Origin of the sequence: Erwinia sp. HDF1-3R (assembly GCF_039621855.1) — a bacterium.
In the GTDB taxonomy this organism is placed as follows: Bacteria; Pseudomonadota; Gammaproteobacteria; order Enterobacterales; family Enterobacteriaceae; genus Erwinia.
Window position 1 is genome coordinate 1,197,315 of the sequence record NZ_CP155071.1, and the last position, 23,722, is coordinate 1,221,036.

Here is a 23,722-nt window from a genome sequence, read left to right on the forward strand (position 1 = left end):
CCATAATAATCGTCCCGGACGGAATGAAGACATTACTCACATCGCGGTGTGTTAATCAACGGGGACCAGGTCTCTTTCGCCTGGCCCCTCCCGATCAGAATGTCCACCTTACGCCAACGTTGTAGTCCCAGCCCTTAGCGCCGTTACTGTCAATCTCTTTGCGGTAGTCCGCTTCGGCATAGAGCGACACATCATTTCTAAAGGTAGCGGTGCCGCCGATGCCAGCTTCCCACATCTGCCCGAACTTGCCGCTGGTGAAGGTGTGATCGAGCCCGTCGATATCCTTCGCGCCAACGGTCGTTTTCGCATTGCCGCCCCAGCCTTTAAAGTAATTAGCACGCAGATATGGCGTGTACTGACGGCCGCCGTCATCGCTCCAGCTACGATCAAGCTTCGCGCCAATGCGTCCAGCGGTCTGGTTATAATCGTTGTAGCTGACAGCAAGGTTCTCCTTATCGGTAAAACTGTCCATCGCCAGATGCATGTAGATCAGCTGTACCTGCGGCTCCAGGCGCACGCCGTTGCCCAGCGCAAAGGGATAGCCGCTCTGCAATGAGGCGCTCCAGCCCTTGCCTTTGATCTTCGCCACGTCTTGCTTACGACCAATGTCCGTTTCGCCACGGTGCCAGTGATAAGCGAGCGTGCCGTCCAGATAGAGGCCACTGTCCCGTAGCCAGCTGCTGTAAAGCGCGAGGCTGTCGCTGTTGAAAGTGGTGCTGCTGTAGCCGTCAGCCGCATCAGGACGCAGACGAGTATTGCCGCGCGTATAAGCAATCCCGCCGCGCAGGCTATCTTTGTCGCCGTCCAGCCGCAGGAGATTCCCGCCCACCTGTAACGCGCTGTAATCCAGATCGAAATTGTAGCCGAAGTCATTGAAGCTCTGGCTGGTCTTATAGCGCAGGTTCGAGCCGGTATAGCGCACGAACATGTCGCCGCCGTCTCCGGCAGGCAAATCCTGCTGATGGCGCAGCTCGCCCAGGCGCTGTTGCAAATCGCCGAGGACAGCGGCGGTGTAATACATCAGCCCGACCGGTGCGGAAACGTAAGCTGGCACCTGTGGCACTACCGCAGCGCGGGAGGAGGCACCGCGGGTGACGAAGTCGTTTGCCAGGCGATAGTCCCAGAACTGGTTACCGCTGCCCGCCACCAGCCGCTGGTCGGCCTCGCTGCTGCCCGGCGCAAAGCTGTAGAGCGCGTACCTCCACGGCCCGGCTGCCAGATATCCCCCCTGCAAGGCGAAGCTGTCGGCACTGGCGTTACCGGCGACCTGCGCCAGCGATACGCCTTCATTCGCTTCGATAACCGCGTTATGGTTAATATCGCTCAGCAAGCCGGTACTGGTCGCCGCTGGCGTCACTTCAATTAGCGCGGTGCCGTTAGCATCGCCGGTCACGCGCAGGGTATCGCTGCTCTGGTTGCTTAACGCGCCGCCGCCGTTTAACACGCTGTTAAGCCGCAGCCGGCCGTAAAGCGAATTCAGCGTGCCGTTAATGGTCAGCGTATCGCCCGGTAATCCGCTGCCGTTGGTCAGATCCAGCGTTCCGGCGTTGTTCACCACCAGCGAATCGCCGGTTGCGCCCGCCAGTACCGGATTGACGCCGTTCCCGGCAAACAGCGTCGAGCCACCGTCGATATTGATAGTGCTGTGCGCCAGCTTAAGGCTGTCGGTCAGGGTCCAGTCGGTGTCAAGAAAGTTGATGGTGCTCCAGCCCGCGCCCAGATTGACGCCGCGGCTGAGATCGTCGCGGGTGAAGGAGCCGCCGCTGGCCGCGATGTCGCTCAGGCTCAGCGTGCTGCCTTCGCCGCCCGCCGTGGTGATATGACTGACGTCCTTCAGGCTGACATTCTGTACGTAAGCCTGATTATTCACGCCGCTGCCCATGGTCAGGCTGCCGTTAATGGTGCCCCCGGTTAGCACCAGCGTATCGGTGCCGTTACCGGTATCGACATCACCATTGACCGCGCCATCAATTAACGCGATCCGATCGTTAGTGGCCCCACCAACCACCAGCGGCGTCTCGGGATATTGCGTGCCGAGGGTCCCTTCGTTGATAAAAAGCGTGCTGCCCCCGCGCAGATCGATAACGGGCGCAACGGTACTCCAGGAGTAAATATCCCCCCGGTTAATCACTTCGCTGGCGGTGCTGGTGACAATCGCCGAGCCGCCACTCTCGGTAGTAACGTAGATATTGCCCTCTGAAATAACCTGCCCGCTGGTGTTCGCCCGCACCCCCGTGCCGCCCGATCCCACCAGTATGGCGATGCCGCGCGGTATAACCATATCATTGCGGGTGGTAGAACCGTCGGCATTAGCAAAGGTGTAGCCCGTGGCGCTTCCTGACGGTTCGATGGTGACGGAACCCTGCGGATTAAACGACGTGGCGGAACGGATGCCGCTACCGCTGCCTCTGGCGTAAATATAGGTGTTGGTCATGGCGATATTGCTGGTTTCGGCCAGGTTATTAATGGCGCTGCCGCTGCCCATAGAGGTCAGGGTGGTGCCATCAATCGCCAGCCCCGTCGCCCCTTTATCCAGCAAAATAGCATCGGCGCTGCCGTCACCCTCGATTGAGTTGCGGAAAATGCCGTCGCCCAGCACCCTGAAGCTGGCGTTATTGTTGACCCGCACGGCGGCGATGCCGTCTGAGGCAGCAAGCTGCGCACTTTCAGGGAAGTAGGTATTCTCACCCTCGCTGGCCTCTATACCTATTCCCGATGCCACTTTTATCACGCCACTGTTATAAAGTGATCCACCATGCAGGCGGACAGCGGTGCTGTTCACGCCCGTCAGGTCGATGGTCCCGCTGTTGGTCATGCTGTAGCCCACATCGAAGCCGGTAACATTATTACCCGCCCCCTGAACCACGGAACGGTTATCAAAGTTGCTAAAGGCCGCGTCGCTGAATCCGCCAAGCGTATTGTTGCCGTTCAAAGTGATGGGGTTGTTGATCACCGCGCTGGCGCCGTTTTGCAGCCGGATTGCCGTTGCGCCCTCGCCGTTAACGATGAAACGATCGGTGCCCTCCACGTAAGCGCCGTTGAAGGCGGCAATCCCCACGGAATTCTCGCCGCTCAGGGTGACCTCCGCCGGATTGATCTGCTGCAGCCAGGCGTGGTCGTTCAGCCAGTAAAGCGTTGAGTTCGCCGTGCTGACATCGGTACTGCCGCCATTGCTGACCAGTCTGGCTTCCCAATCGCCTGCCACATACCCCCTCTGGCGCGGATCGTGGAACACCACCGAGCCGCCGGTAACAATCGTGCCGCCGTCAAGGACCTGCCCGGCGATGGCGTTGGTACCATACAGATTAACAATGCCGTTCTGGTTGACGCGGGCCAGTTCTCCCCGGGCGATCGCCCCGTGCGTCGAGGCAAAATCGGGAGCATTGCCTGCCGTTACGTTCAGCGTACCGCTGTTGGTAATGGTGGTTGACGAGTCGTCGCCGGGAAACCAGAATCCTTCGGCATAAAGTGCCGTGCTGCCATTGCTGACATCAATGGTGCCGCTGTTATCAACTGAGGCACTGCTTAGCGCCCTGATACCCGATGCCTCTTCTCCCTGCAGGCTGATATTGCCGGTGTTGGTTATCTGGCCTTTATTTTGCGCCGTCAGGCCCACTTCACCGTTGAAAAAACCGCTGATGTCGGCATAGTTGGTTAACCGCGTGCTGTCGCCATCCACCGCTGCGCCGGTGGCATTAAAGCTGGTGAGATTAAGTCGGGTCGCCTCATCAAGGGTACCCTGCGCGCCGCCGCTGAGGTTGATACCGGTTGAGTACCGCCCAACGTTAATTATCGCGCCCCTGGTGTTGATCCCGGTTCCGCTACCGCTGCCGGCAATCCCGGTTGAAAAAGAGGCGTCCGGCGTGATGGTCATACCCGCGCCATCAAACTTCGCGCCGTTCTGATAGTTGAAAATTGTGGAGTACCAGGCGGTATCGTAAGCGCCATAGCGACCGTTTACCGGAAGATTGATTTTTGCCTCTGGCCCAATCACCAGATAGCCGGTTTGATACTCGCCGCCGCGGATATTGAACAGGCTTTCGGTATCCACCGTCGCATTGCCTTCCGCGCGGATACCGACGGCCCCTTTACCACCAAGGTTTATCGGGCCGGTGATATTGGCATAAGCGCTACCGTCCTCCTCGCCTTTTACCCACACCGCCGTGTTGTAAGTGCCGTTGAGCGGATCGGCGCTGCCGTTAACGTTTATGGTGCCGTCCGAATACGCGCTGGCGCGGTTGCCGCTGGTGGCAAGGACTTTAATCGCCGTGCTGTTATCGCCATTCAGATTGATGGTGCCCGCGTTGCCGACCAGCCCGCCGCTGCCGGAGTCATTTACCGACATAGCAATATTTTCATCCGGCCGGAAATCTGCATGGCCATTGACATCGAGGATACCGTTATTTTGCAAACGGGCGTTCGGACCAGCATCCACCCGCATTGCGGTGCTGCCCTGAGTTAGTGAGCCAATCACGATATGACCGTCATTGATGGCGCTGCCGTCTCCTCCCACGCGAATACCAAGCGAATCGTTCAGCCTGACGTCCGCCGCCTCATCCGTCAGGCTATTCTGCAGTGCACGTCCGAGATAGAGCGTGCCGCCCGCGGCATTAGCAAAACTGGCCTCTTTGCCATTAACAAAAATACCATCCGCCGTCGACCAGTTCGCTACGCCGACGTTGATATTGCCATTATTAATGGCGCTGCCAGCAAAAACGCCCAGCGCGGTGCCGTTGCCTGCCGTGTTTATCACACCCTTGTTGCGAAAACGGCTGTTATCTCCCATCAGCACGGTGTAACTGAAAACGGAGCTGTTTACCGTGGCGCTGTCCACGCCGGTGCCATCCGCCAGGTTGAGGAAGCTGCCATTAATGACACCATTATTAATGCCGGTAGCACCGCTTTGCAGCGTAAGCGCGCTGCCGCCAGGGGTACCCGTACTGATGCTCGAGACTTTACCGTTAATCACGGCGCTACCGCCATTAGCGGCCAGTACGGCGCTGCTGCCGTTGATCACCTCCAGCGTTTTATTCACCGTCGCGGTCGCTTTTGCCCCGTCGGCGCTGAGCACCACCAGTTCGCCAATATCCTGTGCGGCCTCATCGCCAGGGTCCTGCGCTACCCTCCTGTAGACAATTTCGCCGCTGGTGATCGAAACCGCCTTATCCAGCTCATTGCTGTAGCTGTCCGGACTGAGCCTGCCAATTTTTAACTGATTTATCAGCCAGTTATTGTAATTTTGAAAGTCGCTGAAGCGGGTGACGTTAAAACGGGTGGTCTCGTTATCCCTTGTGGTGACGCTAAACTCGCCTTTATAGGTCGCCACGCTGTCGGCAGGAAGGGTCAGATAAGGCTCGCCGTCGGGCTGCAGAATGGACGTGAAGGTAATGCGGTTGTCGCTATTCCAGTTCATATTCCCGCTGCCGGTGGCGGCAAACAGTCGGCTCTGCTTAGCAGCCATACTCCAGCCGTTGGTTTCAGCGGTAGTTGTCGCGCCTTTTGCGCCAATATCAACGTTGATTGTCCCTTTACTGACCTGCGCCACGCGGGCATTGATATATTGTCCGCCTTTAACGTCAATGTAATTGGGCACTTGCGTATCCAGCCCGACGGGTGGCAAATCGATCATATTGGCTGAATTATAGACCTCGAAGGTGTCGGTGTCGCCGTTGGCAGCGGGGATGCTAATAGGGTAATCCTTATTTCCCGGATCGAGACGCGGTTTACCCACCAGAGAGTAATCCGTGCTGCCGCCAAGGTTTTGTAGCTCGCCCAGCGTGAAGCTCTGCGTGCCGCTCAGTCCCGAGGCAAACCGCTGCACGCCGCTCAGCGTTTGCGTTGAGCCATTACAGACGCAGAAAACACCCGCCTTGTTGTCATTAAGATAAGGCGAGAAAGGTTTCAGCGTGGCCGCCGAGGTTTGTGAGACAGGAATAAGGATTCCCTGCGCCGCAATAAGGCTCAGGAAAAGGGGATGTAATTTAAACAAGGATGTATCCTCCAGAGAGAAAAATTCATGCCTTAAAAAAATCCCGCCGTAATACCAGAGCGATGCCCGCTTTTCAGCAGGCATTCACGCAGCGCGGCATAAGATTAATACTATTAATGGCATTATCATCACTGCCCGGAGAAAAGATCCATATAAACTTAACGCGGGAGATCGCGTTCATAAAAAAATAAGAATATTACCAGGCCGTTTCTAAATTAAAGTGGACCTTAAATAATCGGCACTGCGAGCCTGTAATTTAAATTGTGTATCTGCCTGTTTTTAATATCTTCACTCCAACAACGGAGACAGGAAAATTATGGACGAAAAGAAACTCAGGGCCCTTGCGGCTGAACTGGCTAAAGGCCTTAAAACCGAAGCCGATCTCAATCATTTTTCCCGCATGCTGACAAAGCTTACCGTTGAAACAGCACTCAATGCTGAGCTGAATGATCACATCGCCCACGAGAAGAACGCCCCCAAAACAGGCTCCAATACCCGCAATGGCTACTCGTCAAAAACATTGCTTTGTGATGATGGTGAGATTGAACTCACTACGCCACGCGATCGTGAAAGCACCTTCGAACACATTACGTTTTAATGATGTCTATTTTTCCGTAAAAATACCATTTTCCACCAGGTGACTATCTGCTCCAGGTGTCAGACGGGCATTTGGGGAGCCATGTGCTACGGCACATTTATCCTGGCCCGCGGTTATGCGTGACCTGGTTACATCTGTATTTACCAGCTTACCGTTTACGCTAAATACGGGATTGTAGGTAGTTAGTTTTGCGTAAGGTACGCAGTTACGTTTTGAAGCATCGGATGGCCCCCCGTTGAATGGAAACCATTCATCAAAAAACGTTGATTTACGCCACAACATCCCCCAGGATTTCGGGGTCATATATTCTCCTATAGTGACCCGTTCGCCTGTATCACGGTCCGTTATTGTACCCAGCCATTTATTGTAACCTGAATCACCGCCTTCTTCTTTTTCAATCTTAAGCCAATATTTTCGCCCTTCTTCAAATTCATAAGCCACACGACAGGAAACGCCCTTTCCTGCATCAGCGCCAGAATTACAGTTTGGTGAAGTAGATTTAGCACCATAACCAAATACACTGAAGATGGCAAGATTTGATTCCCCCTCTGCACGAGGCTGGATCCCTATATATCCCTGATGGTTTCCTTCATAAAAGATATACGTATTTGCCCAGAAATACCCTTTCTGTTTAGTCATGCTGTCAATTTGAACTGCCGCCGACATGGAATCATAGCCATGTCCACTCGGGGCTTCATAAAATATCGTAGGATCAGCATGAACGATGCCCGCCGAAAGGGTCAGTGCTAATGATAAAAATTTAAATTTAAATTTAAATTTCATATTTCATCCTTTTTTTTCAGCCATTAAAGTGTTTGGATACTCCAGGTTTTCTTCTGTTAATAACATCAGTACACAGATGGTTTAATGGCAGTATCATAATCCGGATTAATAAAATCACTGCCGTGACGAGCAGCCCGGACAGCAGAATACGCTACTGTCTAAAGCCGGTATTTCATTCATACTCTATTTTTATATGTAAATACCGACGCAATATGCCGGGTTTCCCGTTCGGGATAAATCTTACCCATCCGTTAATTTTAAATTCCAGGTCTCCAATATCATCGTTAATTTTAAAGCGATCCGCCACGCTCCCCTCAGCCAGCACTCTGTGTCCGTCAACGGTGACTTTTGCATGTTCTGGCGTATTTCCACGCCAGAGGGATTTCCATTCAGTCGGTTTTGTGTCGAAAATTGTTCCGAAATTTTGTTCATCAAAGACATCAATGCTGACTGTTGGGTTGAAGTTATCTATCATTACGGGAGGAGAAACATCCTTATCGATGCCATAATATTGGTTGGAAAGAGAAAAGTGAAGTGTGGCTCTCGTTTCGGGTGTTGGTGCCCGGCACCTTATTCTGGCAGTGACCTTCACATCCAAAAGAGTCCGGCTATCCAGGTAATTACTCTCGAAAAAAAAGGAACCATCTGACTGGTGATTAAAGTCAGATGAGTCCAGAGACCATTTCTTTACCTCTTGCCAAATCAGTATCGTTGTTTTATATGAGATGTTACCCCCGGTTATTTCAACGAGTTCACATGATGGTGGTGCGTTCATGAGTTTCACCCAAAAATACAATTTGTTAGTTCTCTTACCATTGTCACCATGCATGTTTGTTACGCGTGTCACCGTATATATTTCACTACTCTGATGATCGGTTGCGGTAATGACCGTAGACGCGTCTGAAGAGGCTATCGAATAAAAAAACAGACACACGGCCAGCAGTTTACTTTTCATAAATCTCCACAGAAAAAAAAGAGCTTCCAGTCTGGACAGTGATTCGGGCAGGTCTCTGTTGGATAGCCATAATCGACTTTTTACTTAACGCAGCGTCTGTGGCCCCTGCCGGAAGACTGCCCCCGGGTAATCTGCCGACAGGGGCTGATGGGCCTGATTAATTCACCAGGGCGGTTATTGACAGTGTTCCCTGATAGGAACCCGTTTCCAGTTTACTGAAATCCGATACGGGCGTAAGTAAAAGTGTCATTTTTGCACCGGCCTGAGTGGCTGCAAGTTTCTTACTGACAATCTGGCCTGACGAGAATTCACCCTCTTTCACCTCACTTTCCTTTATATCAACCTTCACTTTCATCCTGTCTGTCTTGTTTTTATCCGTATGGCTCAGCATCATATGATCTTCCGTAGTCCCTTTCTGCTTCACTGTAATCTGCGTCACCTGATTAGTGTTATTACTGCTTATCCTGATTGGATGTGACGTTTCTTTATTGCTCTCATTTCCCAAATCGACAGAATCTGCCGTGTCTACTTTCACCCATGAGGGAACCGTGGCCGTGACCAGGACCTCCGTTGTGTCCTGGGCCGCCTGAAGCGATCCTGACAGGCTCAGGGTAAACAGCGCCAGTAATGCGGGCGTGAATTTTTTAAACGTACTCATCATATTTATCCTTAAAGGCAGGTTTTCAGCGTTAATATTATCGGTTTATTTTCTCAGCGGCAGACCGCACTGGTTCTCAGTACAGAGGCTGTGTCGTCAGATCCACTGATGTGCCAGGCGGCACGGCAGGACTGCCCGTCGCCATTTCCCCATTTTGCGGTCAGGGTTCCGTTGTCGGCGAGCCCACTCAGGTAAACCTGACCGTCCTCACCCACAATACTGCTGCTGTTATCCAGGCTGACAACCGTGCCAAACGGCAACGGTTTACCGTCTTTCTTCAGCGTCATCAGCATCTGGTGCCCGGTTTTCGCCACAAACCTTGCCCTGACCACCGCCCCCCGGGTCGGCACCACCCGGACCACCGGATCTTTCACCTCGGTGCGCGGATCCAGGTGCGCCACATCAAGTGCCACACGATTCTCACGAAACTCACTGGCCCACGGCTGAATAGCAAACCCGCGCCAGTCCGTTCTTACGCCGCTCCCCCCGATGACCGGGATATCGGGGCCACCCGGCACCTCGACCAGTACAGCGGCACTGCTGAGCGACTGGCCGGCTGTCAGGCCATTGCGGTGCAGGATAAGCCCACCGGAGGCGTCGTAGCTTATCTGCTGATAGTCACGCCCGTGGCTGTAGCCGAAAGCCGTCTCACCGTAGGTACCTCGATAGTTAAGTCTCAAGCCAGCTCTGCCACCGCTCCGGCGTGAGTGAGTCTGATTTACGCTCCAGTTGAGGTTATTCCTCTCAAGCGCACTACCACTCAGCGTGGTCTGCTGCGCCAGTTCACCGCGGCTGTTATGGCCTGCGCTTACAGAGGCGTAAATGGAGTTACTATTCCCGGCCAGAAATCTGTTCAGGGGCACTGACAGTGAGACATTTATCGCGCGGTCCGTGCTCTTCAGGGACGGGCTGTAGCTTTCGTTGTAACTCAGGCTGTAGCCAATCCCTCCTGCCGATGCGCTTACTCCAGCCTGCAATGATGTACTTGCTCCCCTGGTATGCCAGTAGGTCTGGCGGCTGCCGGTAAGATACAGCGAGGCATTGCCCGTCATGCGCTGGTTAATATTGACTTCCATACGTTCACGGCGATTGTCATTCAGGTCATACCAGTCGGTGAGCGGCCGGGGTATCAGCCTGCCAGCAGCATCACGGCGCTGTTCATACTGCCAGCCCTGCATTACGCTGCGCTGGCTCTCCTCCAGGGTATAAAACCCCCGTGTGGAGTAGCGATAACCTGCCAGCTGAAAGGTTGTGCCGGTAGTCTCAAATCCGCGACTGTAAAGAAAGCGCACGGACTGTCCGCGATGACGATTTTCGTCCGCCAGTATGCTGTCGGCATGCGTGACATCGGCCGAAAACGCCCCCCAGGCCTGCATATTGATACCGGCACCCAGCGCGGCAGCCTGATATTTACGGGTATATTGCAGGCCGCCATAGAGGGTGATGCCATGAGGCATTCCCCGCATCAGAGTGCCATGCAGCACTAACGGGCGTGATGCGTGCTCCCCATAGTTTTGCAACTGCCCGGCGTTTAATGCGTACTTCGTGCGCCCCTCCCTGAGCAGGTTAGGCACCGTGGCATAAGGCACGGTATAGATGCGCCTCCCGCCGTCCGCCTCTGTCACGGTCACTTCGAGGTCGCCGCTGGAATAAACCTGATCAATATCGTCAATAACAAACTCGCCAGGCGCGACGTTGGTTTCATACACCACATACCCGTTCTGACGAACACTGATGCGGGCATTGGACAGGGCCGTTCCGCGAACCACCGGGGCATACCCGCGCTCGGTATCGGGATACATGTCGTCGTCGGTCATCAGGTTCACGCCGCGAATGCTGGATGAATCAAAAATCTCACCCCGGGTCACGATATCGCCCATTTTCAGCCTGCTGCGCCAGTCAGAAATGCTGCGTTCAAGCCAGAGTCGCTCGTGGCTCCAGTCTCTTCTGTCATCGTTAACGCTCAGGGTTCGCTCATCGCGCAGTCGCCAGGGACCGATATTCACGCCGCTATGCAGGCGGAGATAATAATCATTGCCCCCACTGTCATTACGCCCGAACGTGTTGTTTCCGCTGAATGACCAGTTCAGCAGGCCGGCGGTTATGCCCTCATCCCAGCGCTCCGATGGTGTCCAGTTACGCGGGCGTCTCTGCACCCATCTTTGAGGAATACTGATGTCCAGACGCATTTTCTGGAAATCAAAGTGCGTGGTCGCGTGCGGTATAACACTGCCCGGGGAAAGAGGCTCTGCTGCATTCTTCTGCGTTAATGGACTGTCGGAAAATGCCTCCTGTCGCACGCCTGCGGCAATAAGGTCGCTGCGGGTCAGGACGGCCATCAGGCCGGTATTATCGGTCACTCCGGCACGTTTCCCGTCCGTATCTGCCGGTACAAACGCCATTTTACGAACGCCCAGCAGATGCTGGTTCAGATAAAGGCTGACGGTGTAGTGCCCCGGTAACTGCTGACCTCGACTGAACCGTGACAGATCGGCAATTTCTTTACTCTCTGAGATCAACTCCGGCGGGAACCACAGCTCTGCTTCAGCCGGACGCAGACTGAGCACCAGGGATGCGGTCAGAACTGTCAGCCTTAATGCTGAGATTTGTCTATTCGCCATGATGTCCGTCCGCCCTAACGAATGCGGCCTTTGCCTTTTTTAACGCCGCCATAATCATTGATGGCGTTCCAGCTGATAGTCGTGCCGCTGCCGGCAGGCAGACTGACTGATTTACGCCCCTGAGGCGATATCATCACGTCCTCCAGTTTCCTGCCGCCGGTTTTTATGCCGGTAAGCGTCAGCCAGTAGGGGGTCGGATTGTGTATATCGAGCAGGCTGCCTTTGCGGGTAAAAACCAGCTCATTCTCGGCCTGTTCACGGGCAGGCTTCAGCCCCGCCGGGCGAACAAAGAGTTTTACTTTTAAAGTGGTCGCCACCACGACGCTATTTTTGTTTTGAATGGCTGTTTTATCCACGGACGGCACGGCCTTGACATTAAAGTAATAGAGACGCTCATTTTTCGATGCATGCGGTGCACCGGCGTAAATTACGCGGAGAATATTTTCATTTCCCGGCGCACTTAAATAGAGCGGAGGCGTGATAATAAAATCCGTGGTGCGGGTGCCATCCTCTTTCTCAACCCATGACTGTATAAGGTAGCTGGCAGATCCGGAGTCATTTTTAACAGATATAGAGGTCTGTCGTGCGTCAGCCGAATAAACGATTCGGCTGCCACCGAGCACGATCCCGGCGGAAACGCTAGTGCAGTAAAGCATGGCATAAACAAACAAGGCACCGACCATTTTATTAATATTAAAAAATTTCATCTTTATCTCTCACCCAGTGTTGAAATACGCGCTGCTTATTATTGCTGTGCGAAATATTTTTATTGTGCTGTAAAAGAATACCTGCGTGCTGCCAGTCGACAGTTCTCCGGACCACCTATACATAATTTACTGCCAGATATTAAAAACCTGACCTCCAGTGCCCAGGGATACTATCGTACGGACTAAAATCACTCACCTTAAAACATCTCTAAATATCTCTGTTTTCATGAAAATAAATAAATACCTTAGTATCAATAGGTTGCTCGTATTTCTCTGAAAAAAAAGCATGAGGCAGGGCTTTACACTTCAACGACTAAATATAATTCGCCAGGCGTAAGGATCCCTAAAGGGACGTGTAAGATCGAGTCCCAGCCCCTGCCACATCTGCTCTGTTAAAATCCAGCGTCATACTACTGCCTGTATCAATAAATGAGTTTATGTTTCCAATATGAAAGTCATGAGCTGCATAAGCGATCGACTACAATGGCTACACTTTATTTTTTCCCCGTGACTGCGATATAAAAAATTGCTGCGGGCCCTGGTTTTACAGGCGCGCAAGTTCGGGTAAACCTGAGAAATCCTGCAGGAGGCTCCATGAGTACCCGCTCATGTATTGAGTTTCGGGAAGTTTAAAAATTCATAAAGTTAAGATAAAGCTGTTTGCCTGAACGGGCTGGATTCTGCAAAAACGGAGTTTTAAATTTTTCTACCTAATCGATCACGTACCTTTCAGGTAAAAGGAATACATCATTATGTTCTTTTTTTATCACTGCTTGGCGAAAACCGGACACTGACCGTTGGAAAAACAAGCTGTACTTTGCATTTGCAAACCGGGTCGGGTGATAAAAACGGAGCTTCTGCTGGAATATACTGGTGATGAAGAACTGCGCCGCATCGTTCAGGCTACAAAAAATAAATGTGAAGGTTTTGAGGGTTCAGGTAATGGGGTCGATTTCGGGGGCGAAAAATGACGGATTACGTACGTGACGAACAGCTGAAGGTAATAAAATATAATCATCTGGGCGCCCACCCGCATACTATGACGTTACATTTTGACAGAGCAGACAGAGTAAGGGCGGGAGATCTTACACACGAATCCTTACGCCCTGGCAAGTATACGTAAACTGCCTGAATACCGGCGTGGGGAGTAAAATCCTGGTGATTTATTCATTAACTCTGAAACGAGGCCAGCATACGCAGCAGCCTGGCCATCAGGTGTCTCCGCTTTCACTACTCTGTTATCTATAAGATAGCGACCCTTCACATAAATGGATGGGGTGCCACTGACCCGGAACGCGCTGACCATAGCCTCCTGACGGACGCTCAACAAGGTCTGACACACCAGCGACCGTGGCGACCGCTCAGGCCTCGCTCAGTTCCCGGCATTTAACTTCGCAAACTCATTTTTGGCTTCGCGGAGCTGCTCTGTGAATCCGGGGTTGTTATGCAGTGCTGCAACAACGACTGCGCCCATCAGTCTTCCTGCATCCACATCGCTCTGCCAGTGCGCACCACAGACGATCCTGCTCTCACCAAAATCATAGCCGCGGCGGAGTATTGCCGTTTCACGTTGCGGATTGATTTCTGACAGTACCAGTGCCGCCGCCCAGCCAAAGGAAGCATGGCCAGAGGGATAAGAGCCCGTGGTAGCCATTTTCTTGTCTTTTTTTGGCGTGCAGGTAACATTTTTATAAATGACGAACGGGCGAACCCTCTTATAGTACTCTTTGGCACTGCGCATCGCGTAGTCATGACTGTCCTGCAATACCTGCGTCAGCAGGTGATACAGCACAGGCGTTTGTATTTCTGATATTTCCATGCCATAGGCAACGGAGAACGCCTGACCGAAATTCTTATAATTTGCATCTTCGCTGGCGAGGCGTGTTCTGTCAGCATTTTGGCGTAACCTGCCTGACTCATAGCGTGCCTTATCGTACTGAAATCTGGCTGAATCTTCCGCCGGTGGTGGTGGCAGTATAGCCAGGCTGTCCGGTGAGGTCTGCTGCGTCAGAAAACCCTCTGGTTTCAGGGCATTTGCCGGTGAAGTAAACATCATACCTGCGGCAATGCTGGTAAAAAAAAATGCTTTTAATTTCATGTTAATCTCCTTATAAACCATGTCCAAAATCCTGATTATTATATTCCCGAGAGGCGTATTATCAACAATACCCGTGACCCACGTGATGCTGGATGAATTCGGTTAGGGGTAATAATTTACTTTTACCGCACGTTAACGTTAATAGTATGGCTGCTCCAGGATGCTTTTTCCCAGGGATCTCTGCGTGGGCATACGGTACACCACAAACGGCAAGTGCGAGGAGAAATGCAGTTGTTGCAGCACGTCTGCCAGGGATTTCATCAAAGAGGCTGATTTGTAACTGCCACGGGAAATGTCGGAAGTAATAATCCGTCATCTTCAGCCGCCTGCCGTAATGAGAGCAGTCGCCAGCCCTACGGAAAGAACCGTCGCAACCACAATAGCGCCTATGACAAGTCCCGTACCAGTGGCAGCAGCTGTTTTTCCGCCAGAGACTTCTTTGCGTTCCAGCGTGACAACCTGCTCCAGGGGAACCATTGCGCTATCCTGCCCGATTAAAGAACTGCTGTTGACAGACTGAATAACTGCTTCTCCTTTTCGACCGTCTTTCAGAATGTACCGAACACGGTCACCTTTCCACAGTGGGGGCACTGTCTGATAGCTGGCAGCCGTCTGGGTGGTCTGGTGGAGAACTCCGATGTTACGGTAGGTTGAACACCCGGTCAGGCCCAGTGTAATAATCAGGGCAATAATATGCAGAGATTTTATTTTTCTCATATTTTTCCTTTTGCTGAATAAACTCAAGCTGAGTTCGGTGGGCTTTTTCATCTGATCTTTATGGTTAACTCTTACGACTAAGGTTTCTGAGTCTGTCTTCATAAACCGTCATTAAACTGGAGTATGTACCCGTTTAATGAAATGCTAAGTAAATAGTTCTTAATAAGTCTGCTTAAAGAGCACCGAACAGTTTTTGAAAATAATTTACAGTAGCTATCCGCCCACCGATCTTTGAGCGCACGAAGACCGAGTAACCGAACAAGATCGGTGGGCTCAGGCGTTCCCACATCTTGCACGGCCTAGCCCAGCGGTGGAACTTCACAATCGGGGCCATGCGATTGTTCACCGTACCAGGATCCAGTAGCTAATTGAGTTCCGCGCCTGATGAACCTTCAGAAAATATACGGCTTCATTGAGCCTTTCCGTTTTATGGGTCTGCGGTTTGACGGCGCGGAAACGTACGCCAGTGAAGTCACTGTCTGCCAGTCGTTTTTTCAGGCGATAATTTCTCTCTTACAGTATGTTCTCGTTCGGTTGGCCTTTAAACCCCGTTAGCAGCTCCCTATGCTTCATGAGGTCCTCGTCCCCGCTGAGAAAGTTTATCTGCTGCCAGCAGAAGAGTAGGACGGCATCAACAGGCAGACGGCGAAGTTTAAACTCCAGCCGTCAGGCTGCCTGGTTCTTGCCAATGTTATGCAAGCAATGCGAAAGAACCCGCTCTGACATCAGTTGACTTAACTTAAATTAAGTCTAAACAAAACGTAATGACATCTCTTTGTAAGTGCTATCAACTTGTTATTAAAGTGTTACAGAAGTGATCATGCATAAGATTTATTTCATGATGTAACTCTAGGTAAGTATGGATAATCAAGGTGATAAATGTTACTAAAATGATCGAAATTAGCGATCAATATTACATTAGTGATAGCTTTTGGCTATTAGAGTTAATTAATTGATCGTTTTTTTTACATTGCGTTCACATTGATTGTTCGCATATAAATTGTGTTCTCAGATACATCTGACGTAAGGGGGAATATGATATTTAGATTGCATGATGTCTCACATTGGGCCAGAAATAAATTATTGACGCTGATTTTTTATGTGTGATGACTCACGCATCTGATCTTATGAATTCTAACTTAATAATGTTTACAAACTAATAAACCACTCTGCGCTAGTGGGAGGGCGAAAAGTCAGGGTGCTGTACAGTAAAGGTGTCACCTTTTTTGGGGTTCGGTGTTTATATTATTATGCAACAGGTAGCTTGCCTGTATTTTTAATAAAAATTTTTTAGATATAAAACCAGCCTTTAATGCCAGGGTAAATCATTTAGTACATTATTTTACGTGATCTTCATCCCACTTTATAAGGATATATGATGAATTATTTTTTAAAAAAATCAGCCATTGCATGTTTTCTGTTGAGTATAAATATTATAACAGCGCCGTCATATGCCACAGTCAATCCTGTAAAACCAAACACAAAAGAGTTTAAGCTTAAACTGGGTGCGACACGCGTCATTTATAATCCCGATGCCAGCGGAGCAGCGCTGTCTGTCAGTAATCAGCAGGACTTCCCCATTCTCGTCCAGGGCAAAGTGTATGCTGAAGATAAAAAGTCAGCCGCGCCCTTTATTGTCACGCCACCGCTGTTCCGCCTGGAGGCAGGACAACAGAGTCGCCTGCGCATTGTTCGCACAGGTGGCACGGCAGCTCCCGACCGGGAAAGCCTGCAGTGGCTTTGTATTGGCGGGATCCCGCCCAAAGACACCGACGTATGGGCGGGCGATAACGCTGGAAAATCGTCAAAGTCCGTAGCCCTCAATCTGGAGGTTAGCGCGCATAACTGCATTAAGCTGCTCGTCCGCCCTTCAGGCGTGAAAGGCACGCCGGTCAGGGCTGCTGCTGCCCTGACCTGGAGGCGGCAGGGAAATAAACTTTCCGGGTACAACGCCTCGCCGTTTTACATGAATCTGTCGTCTGTGACCGTTGGCGGGAGGCCCGTCAAAGGCCTGGATTATGTCGCGCCCTTTGCTGAGCGCAGTTTCACCCTGCCGGAAGGCGCATCAGGAAAAGTAGAATGGAAAATCATCACGGATGTCGGCGGAGAAAGCCGGGCCTTCCTGTCCCCCACCTCCTTATGAGCGTGGCTCATGATGCGCGTCCGATTTTCTCTCATGCTTCTGAACGTATTGTCAGCCCTGCTCCCTGCGGCTGCGACCACAAAAACCTATGTTTTTGATGCCCACCGGCTGCGAGGCGATATCAGCAACGCCGATATCGCGCTTTTTAATCAGGGCGGGCAGCTGCCTGGCACGTATACCGTCGACGTACTGGTAAACGGAGAGCATGTCGATTCGGGAGATATTGTTTTCCGCGTGCGTAAGGCAGCACAGGAAAAGAGTGAGCTGGAAGCCTGCCTGAGCCTGGAGCAGTTGTCACGGTACGGCGTGAAGGTGGAGGACTTTCCGGGCCTGGCGGACGGTGTTGACGAAAGCTGCGTCGACCTGTCTGCAATTCCTCAGGCGCAGGCAGAGTTTCAGTTCAACAGTCAACAGTTGCTGTTGAGCATCCCGCAGGCCGCCATGCGACTGAAGTTACGGGGCATTGCCCCGGAAACACTGTGGGACGACGGGATCCCCGCATTTCTGATGAATTACCGGCTCAGCAATACGCAGACAGAGTACCGGGGGAAATACAGCAACAGGAACAGCAGTCACTATGCCCAGCTTGAACCGGGAGTGAACCTGGGGGCATGGCGGCTGCGTAATAACACCACCTGGCAGAAGAGTCAGGGTAACTCCGGACGCTGGCAGACGTCTTATACCTTTGCCGAGCGTGGACTGAACAATATAAAAAGCCGCCTGACGTTAGGGGAGCGGTTCACGCCCGCTGACATATTTGACAGCGTGCCTTTTCGTGGAGTGATGCTCGCCTCAGACGATGCCATGGTTCCGGCCAGCATGCGCATCTTTTCCCCTGTGGTGCGCGGTATGGCTCGCACGCAGGCCCGGGTTGAGGTTAAGCAAAATGGCTACACCCTTTATAACGCAACGGTTGCCCCAGGTGCCTTTGCCCTGACTGACCTGGGCGCGGCCGGTTCCGGCGGCGACCTTCAGGTTACCGTATGGGAAACAGAGGGTTATCCGCAGGTATTTACCGTGCCCTGGCAGACCCCCGCCATTGCCCTGCAGGCCGGTTATCTCAGTTACAGCGCTATGGCCGGGCAGTACCGCCCGTCGGACAGTGCGGTGGGGCAGGCAACGGTAATGTACGGTCTACCCCTGAACCTGACGGTGTATGGCGGGCTTCAGGCTGCGGAGAACTACAGTGCGGCTTCACTTGGCCTCGGCGCCTCTTTAGGGCGCTGGGGAAGCCTGTCACTTGACGCCACACGGTCTCACGGGCAGCGAAAAGGCGGGAAAAATGAAACCGGCGGGTCCTGGCGGGTACGTTATAACAAATCTATTGAGGCCACGAACACCTCATTTTCACTGGCAAGCTACCAGTATGCCTCTACCCGGTATAACACGCTCCCGCAGGTGCTGGACAGCTATCGTAAGGGAAACGCGTCGCGGTATGGAGGGGATAACAACGGCCGGGAGCACCGTAAAAGTCTCAGCACGCTGACGCTGAGCCAGTCTCTGGGCAGTCTGGGCTATGTCAGCCTCAACGGCAGCCGGGAAGATTACAGCAACCGCACCGGCCATCAGAATGCTTACGGTGCCAGTTACGGTATCACGGTGAAAAGCGTTTCTCTGTCGCTGAACTGGACGCAGAACCACAGTAACCGCGCCGGGAAGCAGAAAAATAACACGCTGTTCGGCGCCAGCGCCAGCGTGCCGCTGGACCGCTGGCTGGGCGGCAATACGCGGGCGAATTATCAGATGACCTCCCCGTCTTCCGGTGACAGCACACAGCAGGCAGGCCTGAGTGGGCTGGCCTTTGATCGGCAGCTGAGCTGGAACGTCAGCCAGAGCCACCGCTCAGCCCAGAGCAGCAGCGCCGACTCCAGCATGATGCGGCTGGGCTGGCGCGGCGGCTACGGGCAGCTGAACGGCAGCTACAGCTACAGCACCACGTCACGCCAGCTGGGCGTGGATGCGGCCGGCGGAATAGTCATCAGCAATGAGGGGATGACGCTGGCACAGCCTCTGGACATGAACAACGGTGTGGCACTGGTTGTGGCCCCCGGCGCGGCAGGGGTACCGGTAGGCGGCTGGCCGGGGGTTAAGACGGATTTCAGAGGGTACACCACGCTGCCTTTTATGACCCCTTATCAGGAAAACATGGTCAGCCTGGATCCGACCCAACTGCCTGCAGATGCGGAAGTCAGGCAGACAGATGTCAGGGTTGTGCCAACAAAAGGGGCGGTAACGCGCGCCGCATTTGCCACGAGTATCGGCGGGCGGGCACTAATTGCACTGAAGCACTCAGGTGGTGAGGCGCTTCCCTTCGGTGCGATGGCCACGCTGAACAGCAAGGCCGGCAGAACCAGCGGTGTCGTCGGTGACGGCGGGCAGGTTTACCTGACCGGATTACCCGATGACGGGCAGCTGACGGTGCGGTGGGGAGAGGCACTGGAGTGCCGGGCGGATTACCGCCTGCCGGCTAAAAAGGTAGCGGCCGGACTTTATATTACTGAGGCAGTGTGCCGGTGATACCGGCTGAATGACTGGAGAACCTGTTATGGCCCCATATATTACCCGACTGGTTTCAGGCCTGATCCTGTCATGCGGACTGGTGGCCTCCCCGGCCCAGTCCGCAGAAGCGCCGTGGCTGATGCTGAAAATGAGCGCCGGGCTGCAGGCCGGAAAAATCATGGATGGCACACGCATCGGTCAGGGCGCCGTCGTCAGCCGTGACGGCCACAGCGGATTTCAGGTGTGGTGCGAGTCAGGGTGCCTTTCCTTTGAGGGGCTGAGCCCCCGTTACGTCCTGACCGGTACGCAGAATGCCCGGAATCAGCTCAGGGTGCGTTTGCAGCCTGCGCAACAGGAACCGCCCGCGGGAGACGTGTCCCTGAGGGGGATGGTGCTCCGAACCGTTGATGAACAACTGAAATTTGACGTGCTGGCTGACGGTGAGCAGAAGGTTAACCCCGACAGCTATACGCTTGAAATTAAAAGTGTGCTACTGGCAGCCGAAGAAGAATAGCGGCTGACGCGGGCAATGAATATTAAATCATTACATCTGAAGAAGGAGCGCGATAACAGAGAATACATGTTTTTTATCTGAGTAGACGAACAGGTTTTCAACTGTAAGTGATGTTTTTTATTTACGTGTATATCAATATCTTTAATAAAATAAGGAATGACCATAATGAATATCTGTAAAAGTGTTTTATCCGTAATGATTGCCGGTGCAGGATTTGTTGGGATGGCCCATGCAGGCACCCTGATCGGTAATGCGGCGACGGCATCTGCTGATCTTGTTTTCACTACTCCGTCGGAGTTGACTAATACCCTGACTGCAGTATCTGGCCTGTCTGCCGGAAGCGTAAAAGAAAACACTCTCCTTGCTCAGGGGAAACTTGCAACCACGAATGGCGGTGGAAACAGATATGCCGTACGTGTCATGAATGGTGAGGTTAATCCCAACTATGATGATGGCATGAAGATTATTTCCGGGAATAATGACGGTGAAAATAAATTAAGCGTTTATGTTAGTATAGATGGCGCTGGAGGATTTAAAACAGAAGTCATTGATGGTATTGTTTACACTGTCGGGTCTAATGTGAGTTCAGGAAATTATTCTGTCAATACATTTGGCAATAATGCTGTAAATGGAGGCAAAATCACTGCTGACACTTATACCGTTCAGACTGAAGCTTATGTCTATAATTTATAACGCCTGACTCTGCGATTTAAACCTGAAGTTCAGTATTAAATAAGCAACGTAATAACGACCTGATTTGAAAGATGAACCAGGTCGTTATCTTATTATTTTTAATTAACGTTTAAATCAGCATCTTTAAACAAGTCGCGAGCCTCCGTTGACTGGCCCGGGGATCAGACTTTTCTCCCGCACGTGGGTTTTCACCCCCTGTACATTCAGACCCGCAACTGCGCGAAGGTAAACCATGTCACGCTGCGTTAGCGTCTCTTTGGCCTGCTCGCCTGTATCGTGGTAGCGTAAGCTCAGCGCCGCGCCGCCGGCATAGTGTGCCAGCCGGGAGCCCGCTATCGGTAGTTTTTTTGGGGTTTGAGGGCCAACTGCACGAATTTGAGGGCGGTCTGTCATGTCCATTATATTTTTGTCTATCAGACAGTGACTTCACTAGCGTACGTTGATGAACCCTGCGACAGAGAACATCTGCAAATGGATACAGACATTTTATCAGCAACAGAATGTGTGGATAACATTCTCGCATTAACGGAGTAAATCGCTTCAAGTCGGCCATTAACCAGTTTTCAGTATGTTAAAATAAACAGATCAATAACAAAATGCAGCTTACAGTAAAATTTTGTATCGCCTTTCGCATATTATTAATACAATAATTTCATGATTAATGAATAATCACCAAATAACATGAAATCTACTTTTTAATAAAATTATAAGGCGATTAAATATGAAAAAAACCATTTTGCTTCTGTTATTTATATCTCTACCTTCATTCGCAGGTTCCATGATGGGTTCCTTTGCTAACAGGGAGCATTGTGAGAGTTTCAAAACTAATATTGCAGATGCAAAATGGCCCAGCGTAAATAAAAAGTGTGTCATTGTACAAGGTAAGTGGTGGCTGGAATTACCTTAAATAAGATGCCTGCATTTTATTTTAATTACGATCTTAAATAGTTATCCAAGTGTCATTTCTCTCCCCACTACTCTTGAGTGGTGGGGAGAGAACGTAGCGCTATTACAGGGCAAACTCGACGTTGCCCGCACCATGCTGGCCACCGCTCAGAAGCAAAAATGCTTTCCCAGGAACGTCGCGATTGATATCCAGTGGCTCTTCGGACGTGGCCGCAAATACGGCCCGCCGGCAAAATGCGCCAGCCTCTTGAATATCTCTGGCGCTCCTGCAGCGGCATTATGACTGCACAATTCGATCTGTTCCGGCTCACCTAGGCCTCTGATCGTCAGATTAAACGGTAGATAAAGCCGATAACGGGATGCAAATCATTTCGGCATGCGCAGACCATTCTGGCGTGGATTGAGCTGGTCCACATGATACGAAAGGGGCAATATGGGGGCAGGGGACGGACTGTCCCCGGCGCAACCGTTTTATCTGCGAGTTGCCTGAAAAACAGGCCGCACGACTTTTGTCCGCCTGCTTACGTTAATGCGACAGCGCCGTTTACGGTGCTGATGTGGCGACAGACTGAACTTTGCAGGGGCACAGGCAGATAAGCATGCGACCGAGTTCCTACCTGACGTCACTGTCAAAGATAAGAGTGACCACCCCTTTCCAGTCTGAACCTGGTGCTTTGACCATTTTTTCCACTTCCGGCCGGTTTACCACAAAATCGAGCTTCGAGCGTAAATCCACGGCAAACCACCCTGAATTATCAATAATCTGCCCGGCTGTATCCGTGTTCAGCAGCATATTATGCACCGGCTGTCGGCCAGAGGTTAAACCCGGAACGGTCATTCTTACATCCAGCGGCACCGTTTCACCCGATGCCGGATTTTGTAATCCACAACCCTGGCCCGCCGCATACTGACACTGCATCGACACTTTAAAACTGCCGGAACTGGTGAGGGTAAAGGGCACTTCCCTGGACAGTCTCTGCGGTATCATTCCACCGTTAATCCACGCGCTCCAGCCGTCCGGCGGCGACAGCTGCACATTCTCACTGCCGCGCGGGAAATGTAGGTAAAAAGCATGCTCTACGGTGGCTCTGATGCGAATACGGACTTCATTGTCAGAATACGACTGTGCACCAACATCCACATCCATTCCGTCACCAACGGTATAAACCACCTCGCCTTCGTATTCGCCAGCCGGAAGTTCAAGTGGTTTTGGCGTTTTGATAACATAACCGATACTGAAGTCTTTCACTTTTATCTTTCCGTCAGCGCTGTCGTAATTTAACCGCCGATAACAGACGGCCTGTTTTTCATAGATACTCCATGCAATATCGTAAAAGTTATCACCAAACATTCCTCTCCTTCCGGAACAATCCCCTTTGATAAAGTATCCAGAACCATTCATTGCATCTATAATGTTTTGCCAGCTACTCAAGCGATTATAGGTCATACCAATAAATGCCCACCTGAATTCCGCGGTGGTTGTTTCCCCTGTTTTTGTATTGGTCAGAGTAACGTGCTTTATCCGCCCGTCGATGGCGATATAGGTATGGTTTTTAATTTCCGGTGATGCTTTTTCAAATGTCTTTACCGCACTCAGCCCCGGAATAAGAATGCTGAACTCCCCTTTTGCACAGTTAATAGGGTAGTACATACAATAGCCCGACACGGGCGTGGTGTTTTTAAATTCATTCTCCGCGGGTGCATAGATGTCTGCTTTAAACTGCATGGTAATATCCAGGGTTGCGGCATCAGCCCCGCCTGCCAGCAGCATCGTTGCAAAACACAGCTTCCTGCACCCGGCTTTTAGCCCCGTGAAACCTGAACCTGATATTCTTTTCATC

At 51.9% G+C, this 23,722-nt stretch carries 15 protein-coding genes and 3 pseudogenes; 8 read left to right on the forward strand and 10 right to left on the reverse strand.

All coding sequences use genetic code 11. From position 1 onward, the window contains the following. Positions 1-94: 94 nt before the first annotated feature. Positions 95-5,989, reverse strand: coding sequence for an autotransporter outer membrane beta-barrel domain-containing protein (locus tag AAGR22_RS05330; protein WP_345830757.1), 5,895 nt, complete (start codon positions 5,987-5,989; stop codon positions 95-97). Positions 5,990-6,305: 316 nt separating this feature from the next. Between AAGR22_RS05330 and AAGR22_RS05335 the strand changes: the two are divergent. Beyond that, a pseudogene (locus tag AAGR22_RS05335) lies at positions 6,306-6,572 on the forward strand (transposase); the annotation flags it as partial. A gap of 21 nt (positions 6,573-6,593) precedes the next feature. Here the strand turns inward: AAGR22_RS05335 and AAGR22_RS05340 are convergent. The 5 genes from AAGR22_RS05340 to AAGR22_RS05360 all read right to left on the reverse strand — a co-directional run bounded on the left by AAGR22_RS05340 (position 6,594) and on the right by AAGR22_RS05360 (position 12,311). Next, positions 6,594-7,370: a hypothetical protein gene (locus AAGR22_RS05340; RefSeq protein ID WP_345830759.1), complete on the reverse strand. Its 777-nt coding sequence runs from the start codon at positions 7,368-7,370 to the stop codon at positions 6,594-6,596. Between the two features lie 172 nt (positions 7,371-7,542). Continuing rightward, positions 7,543-8,325, reverse strand: a complete 783-nt coding sequence (locus tag AAGR22_RS05345) for a hypothetical protein (RefSeq protein WP_345830761.1) — start codon at positions 8,323-8,325, stop codon at positions 7,543-7,545. 157 nt (positions 8,326-8,482) lie between these two features. Beyond that, positions 8,483-8,986: a hypothetical protein gene (locus tag AAGR22_RS05350; RefSeq protein WP_345830763.1), complete on the reverse strand. Its 504-nt coding sequence runs from the start codon at positions 8,984-8,986 to the stop codon at positions 8,483-8,485. Positions 8,987-9,036: 50 nt separating this feature from the next. Further along, positions 9,037-11,604, reverse strand: a complete 2,568-nt coding sequence (locus tag AAGR22_RS05355) for a fimbria/pilus outer membrane usher protein (protein ID WP_345830765.1) — start codon at positions 11,602-11,604, stop codon at positions 9,037-9,039. A 14-nt stretch (positions 11,605-11,618) separates the two neighbouring features. Then, the gene (locus AAGR22_RS05360; protein WP_345830767.1) at positions 11,619-12,311 is read right to left on the reverse strand and encodes a fimbria/pilus periplasmic chaperone; all 693 of its coding nucleotides are present in this window, start codon (positions 12,309-12,311) and stop codon (positions 11,619-11,621) included. Between the two features lie 797 nt (positions 12,312-13,108). Here AAGR22_RS05360 and AAGR22_RS05365 point away from each other — a divergent pair. Further along, positions 13,109-13,282: a Tn3 family transposase gene (locus tag AAGR22_RS05365; RefSeq protein WP_345830769.1), complete on the forward strand. Its 174-nt coding sequence runs from the start codon at positions 13,109-13,111 to the stop codon at positions 13,280-13,282. Between the two features lie 401 nt (positions 13,283-13,683). On the opposite strand, the gene AAGR22_RS05370 is transcribed toward AAGR22_RS05365, so the two are convergent. Together AAGR22_RS05370 and AAGR22_RS05375 are read right to left on the reverse strand one after the other, a co-directional pair. Then, positions 13,684-14,409 (reverse strand): phosphatase PAP2 family protein, encoded by a 726-nt coding sequence (locus tag AAGR22_RS05370; RefSeq protein ID WP_345830771.1) that lies wholly within the window; start codon positions 14,407-14,409, stop codon positions 13,684-13,686. Between the two features lie 318 nt (positions 14,410-14,727). Then, positions 14,728-15,228, reverse strand: coding sequence for a hypothetical protein (locus tag AAGR22_RS05375; protein ID WP_345830773.1), 501 nt, complete (start codon positions 15,226-15,228; stop codon positions 14,728-14,730). Between the two features lie 1,318 nt (positions 15,229-16,546). On the opposite strand from AAGR22_RS05375, the gene AAGR22_RS05380 reads away from it, so the two are divergent. From AAGR22_RS05380 to AAGR22_RS05395, 4 genes are all read left to right on the forward strand, one after another. After that, entirely contained in the window at positions 16,547-17,269 is a 723-nt protein-coding gene (locus tag AAGR22_RS05380) for a fimbria/pilus periplasmic chaperone (RefSeq protein ID WP_345830775.1), read from the forward strand. A 33-nt stretch (positions 17,270-17,302) separates the two neighbouring features. After that, the gene (locus tag AAGR22_RS05385) at positions 17,303-19,786 is read left to right on the forward strand and encodes a fimbria/pilus outer membrane usher protein (protein ID WP_345830777.1); all 2,484 of its coding nucleotides are present in this window, start codon (positions 17,303-17,305) and stop codon (positions 19,784-19,786) included. Between the two features lie 28 nt (positions 19,787-19,814). Further along, positions 19,815-20,282 (forward strand): AfaD family invasin, encoded by a 468-nt coding sequence (afaD, locus tag AAGR22_RS05390; RefSeq protein WP_345830779.1) that lies wholly within the window; start codon positions 19,815-19,817, stop codon positions 20,280-20,282. A 165-nt stretch (positions 20,283-20,447) separates the two neighbouring features. Then, positions 20,448-20,975, forward strand: coding sequence for a hypothetical protein (locus AAGR22_RS05395; protein WP_345830781.1), 528 nt, complete (start codon positions 20,448-20,450; stop codon positions 20,973-20,975). Between the two features lie 231 nt (positions 20,976-21,206). Here the strand turns inward: AAGR22_RS05395 and AAGR22_RS05400 are convergent. Next, positions 21,207-21,347 (reverse strand): annotated as a pseudogene (locus AAGR22_RS05400) (hypothetical protein); the annotation flags it as partial. A 349-nt stretch (positions 21,348-21,696) separates the two neighbouring features. Between AAGR22_RS05400 and AAGR22_RS05405 the strand changes: the two are divergent. Further along, positions 21,697-21,882 (forward strand): hypothetical protein, encoded by a 186-nt coding sequence (locus AAGR22_RS05405; RefSeq protein ID WP_345830783.1) that lies wholly within the window; start codon positions 21,697-21,699, stop codon positions 21,880-21,882. A gap of 323 nt (positions 21,883-22,205) precedes the next feature. Continuing rightward, positions 22,206-22,371, forward strand: a pseudogene (locus tag AAGR22_RS05410) (IS6 family transposase); the annotation flags it as partial. A gap of 123 nt (positions 22,372-22,494) precedes the next feature. Here the strand turns inward: AAGR22_RS05410 and AAGR22_RS05415 are convergent. Next, positions 22,495-23,721, reverse strand: coding sequence for a hypothetical protein (locus AAGR22_RS05415; RefSeq protein ID WP_345830785.1), 1,227 nt, complete (start codon positions 23,719-23,721; stop codon positions 22,495-22,497). Position 23,722: the final 1 nt, after the last annotated feature.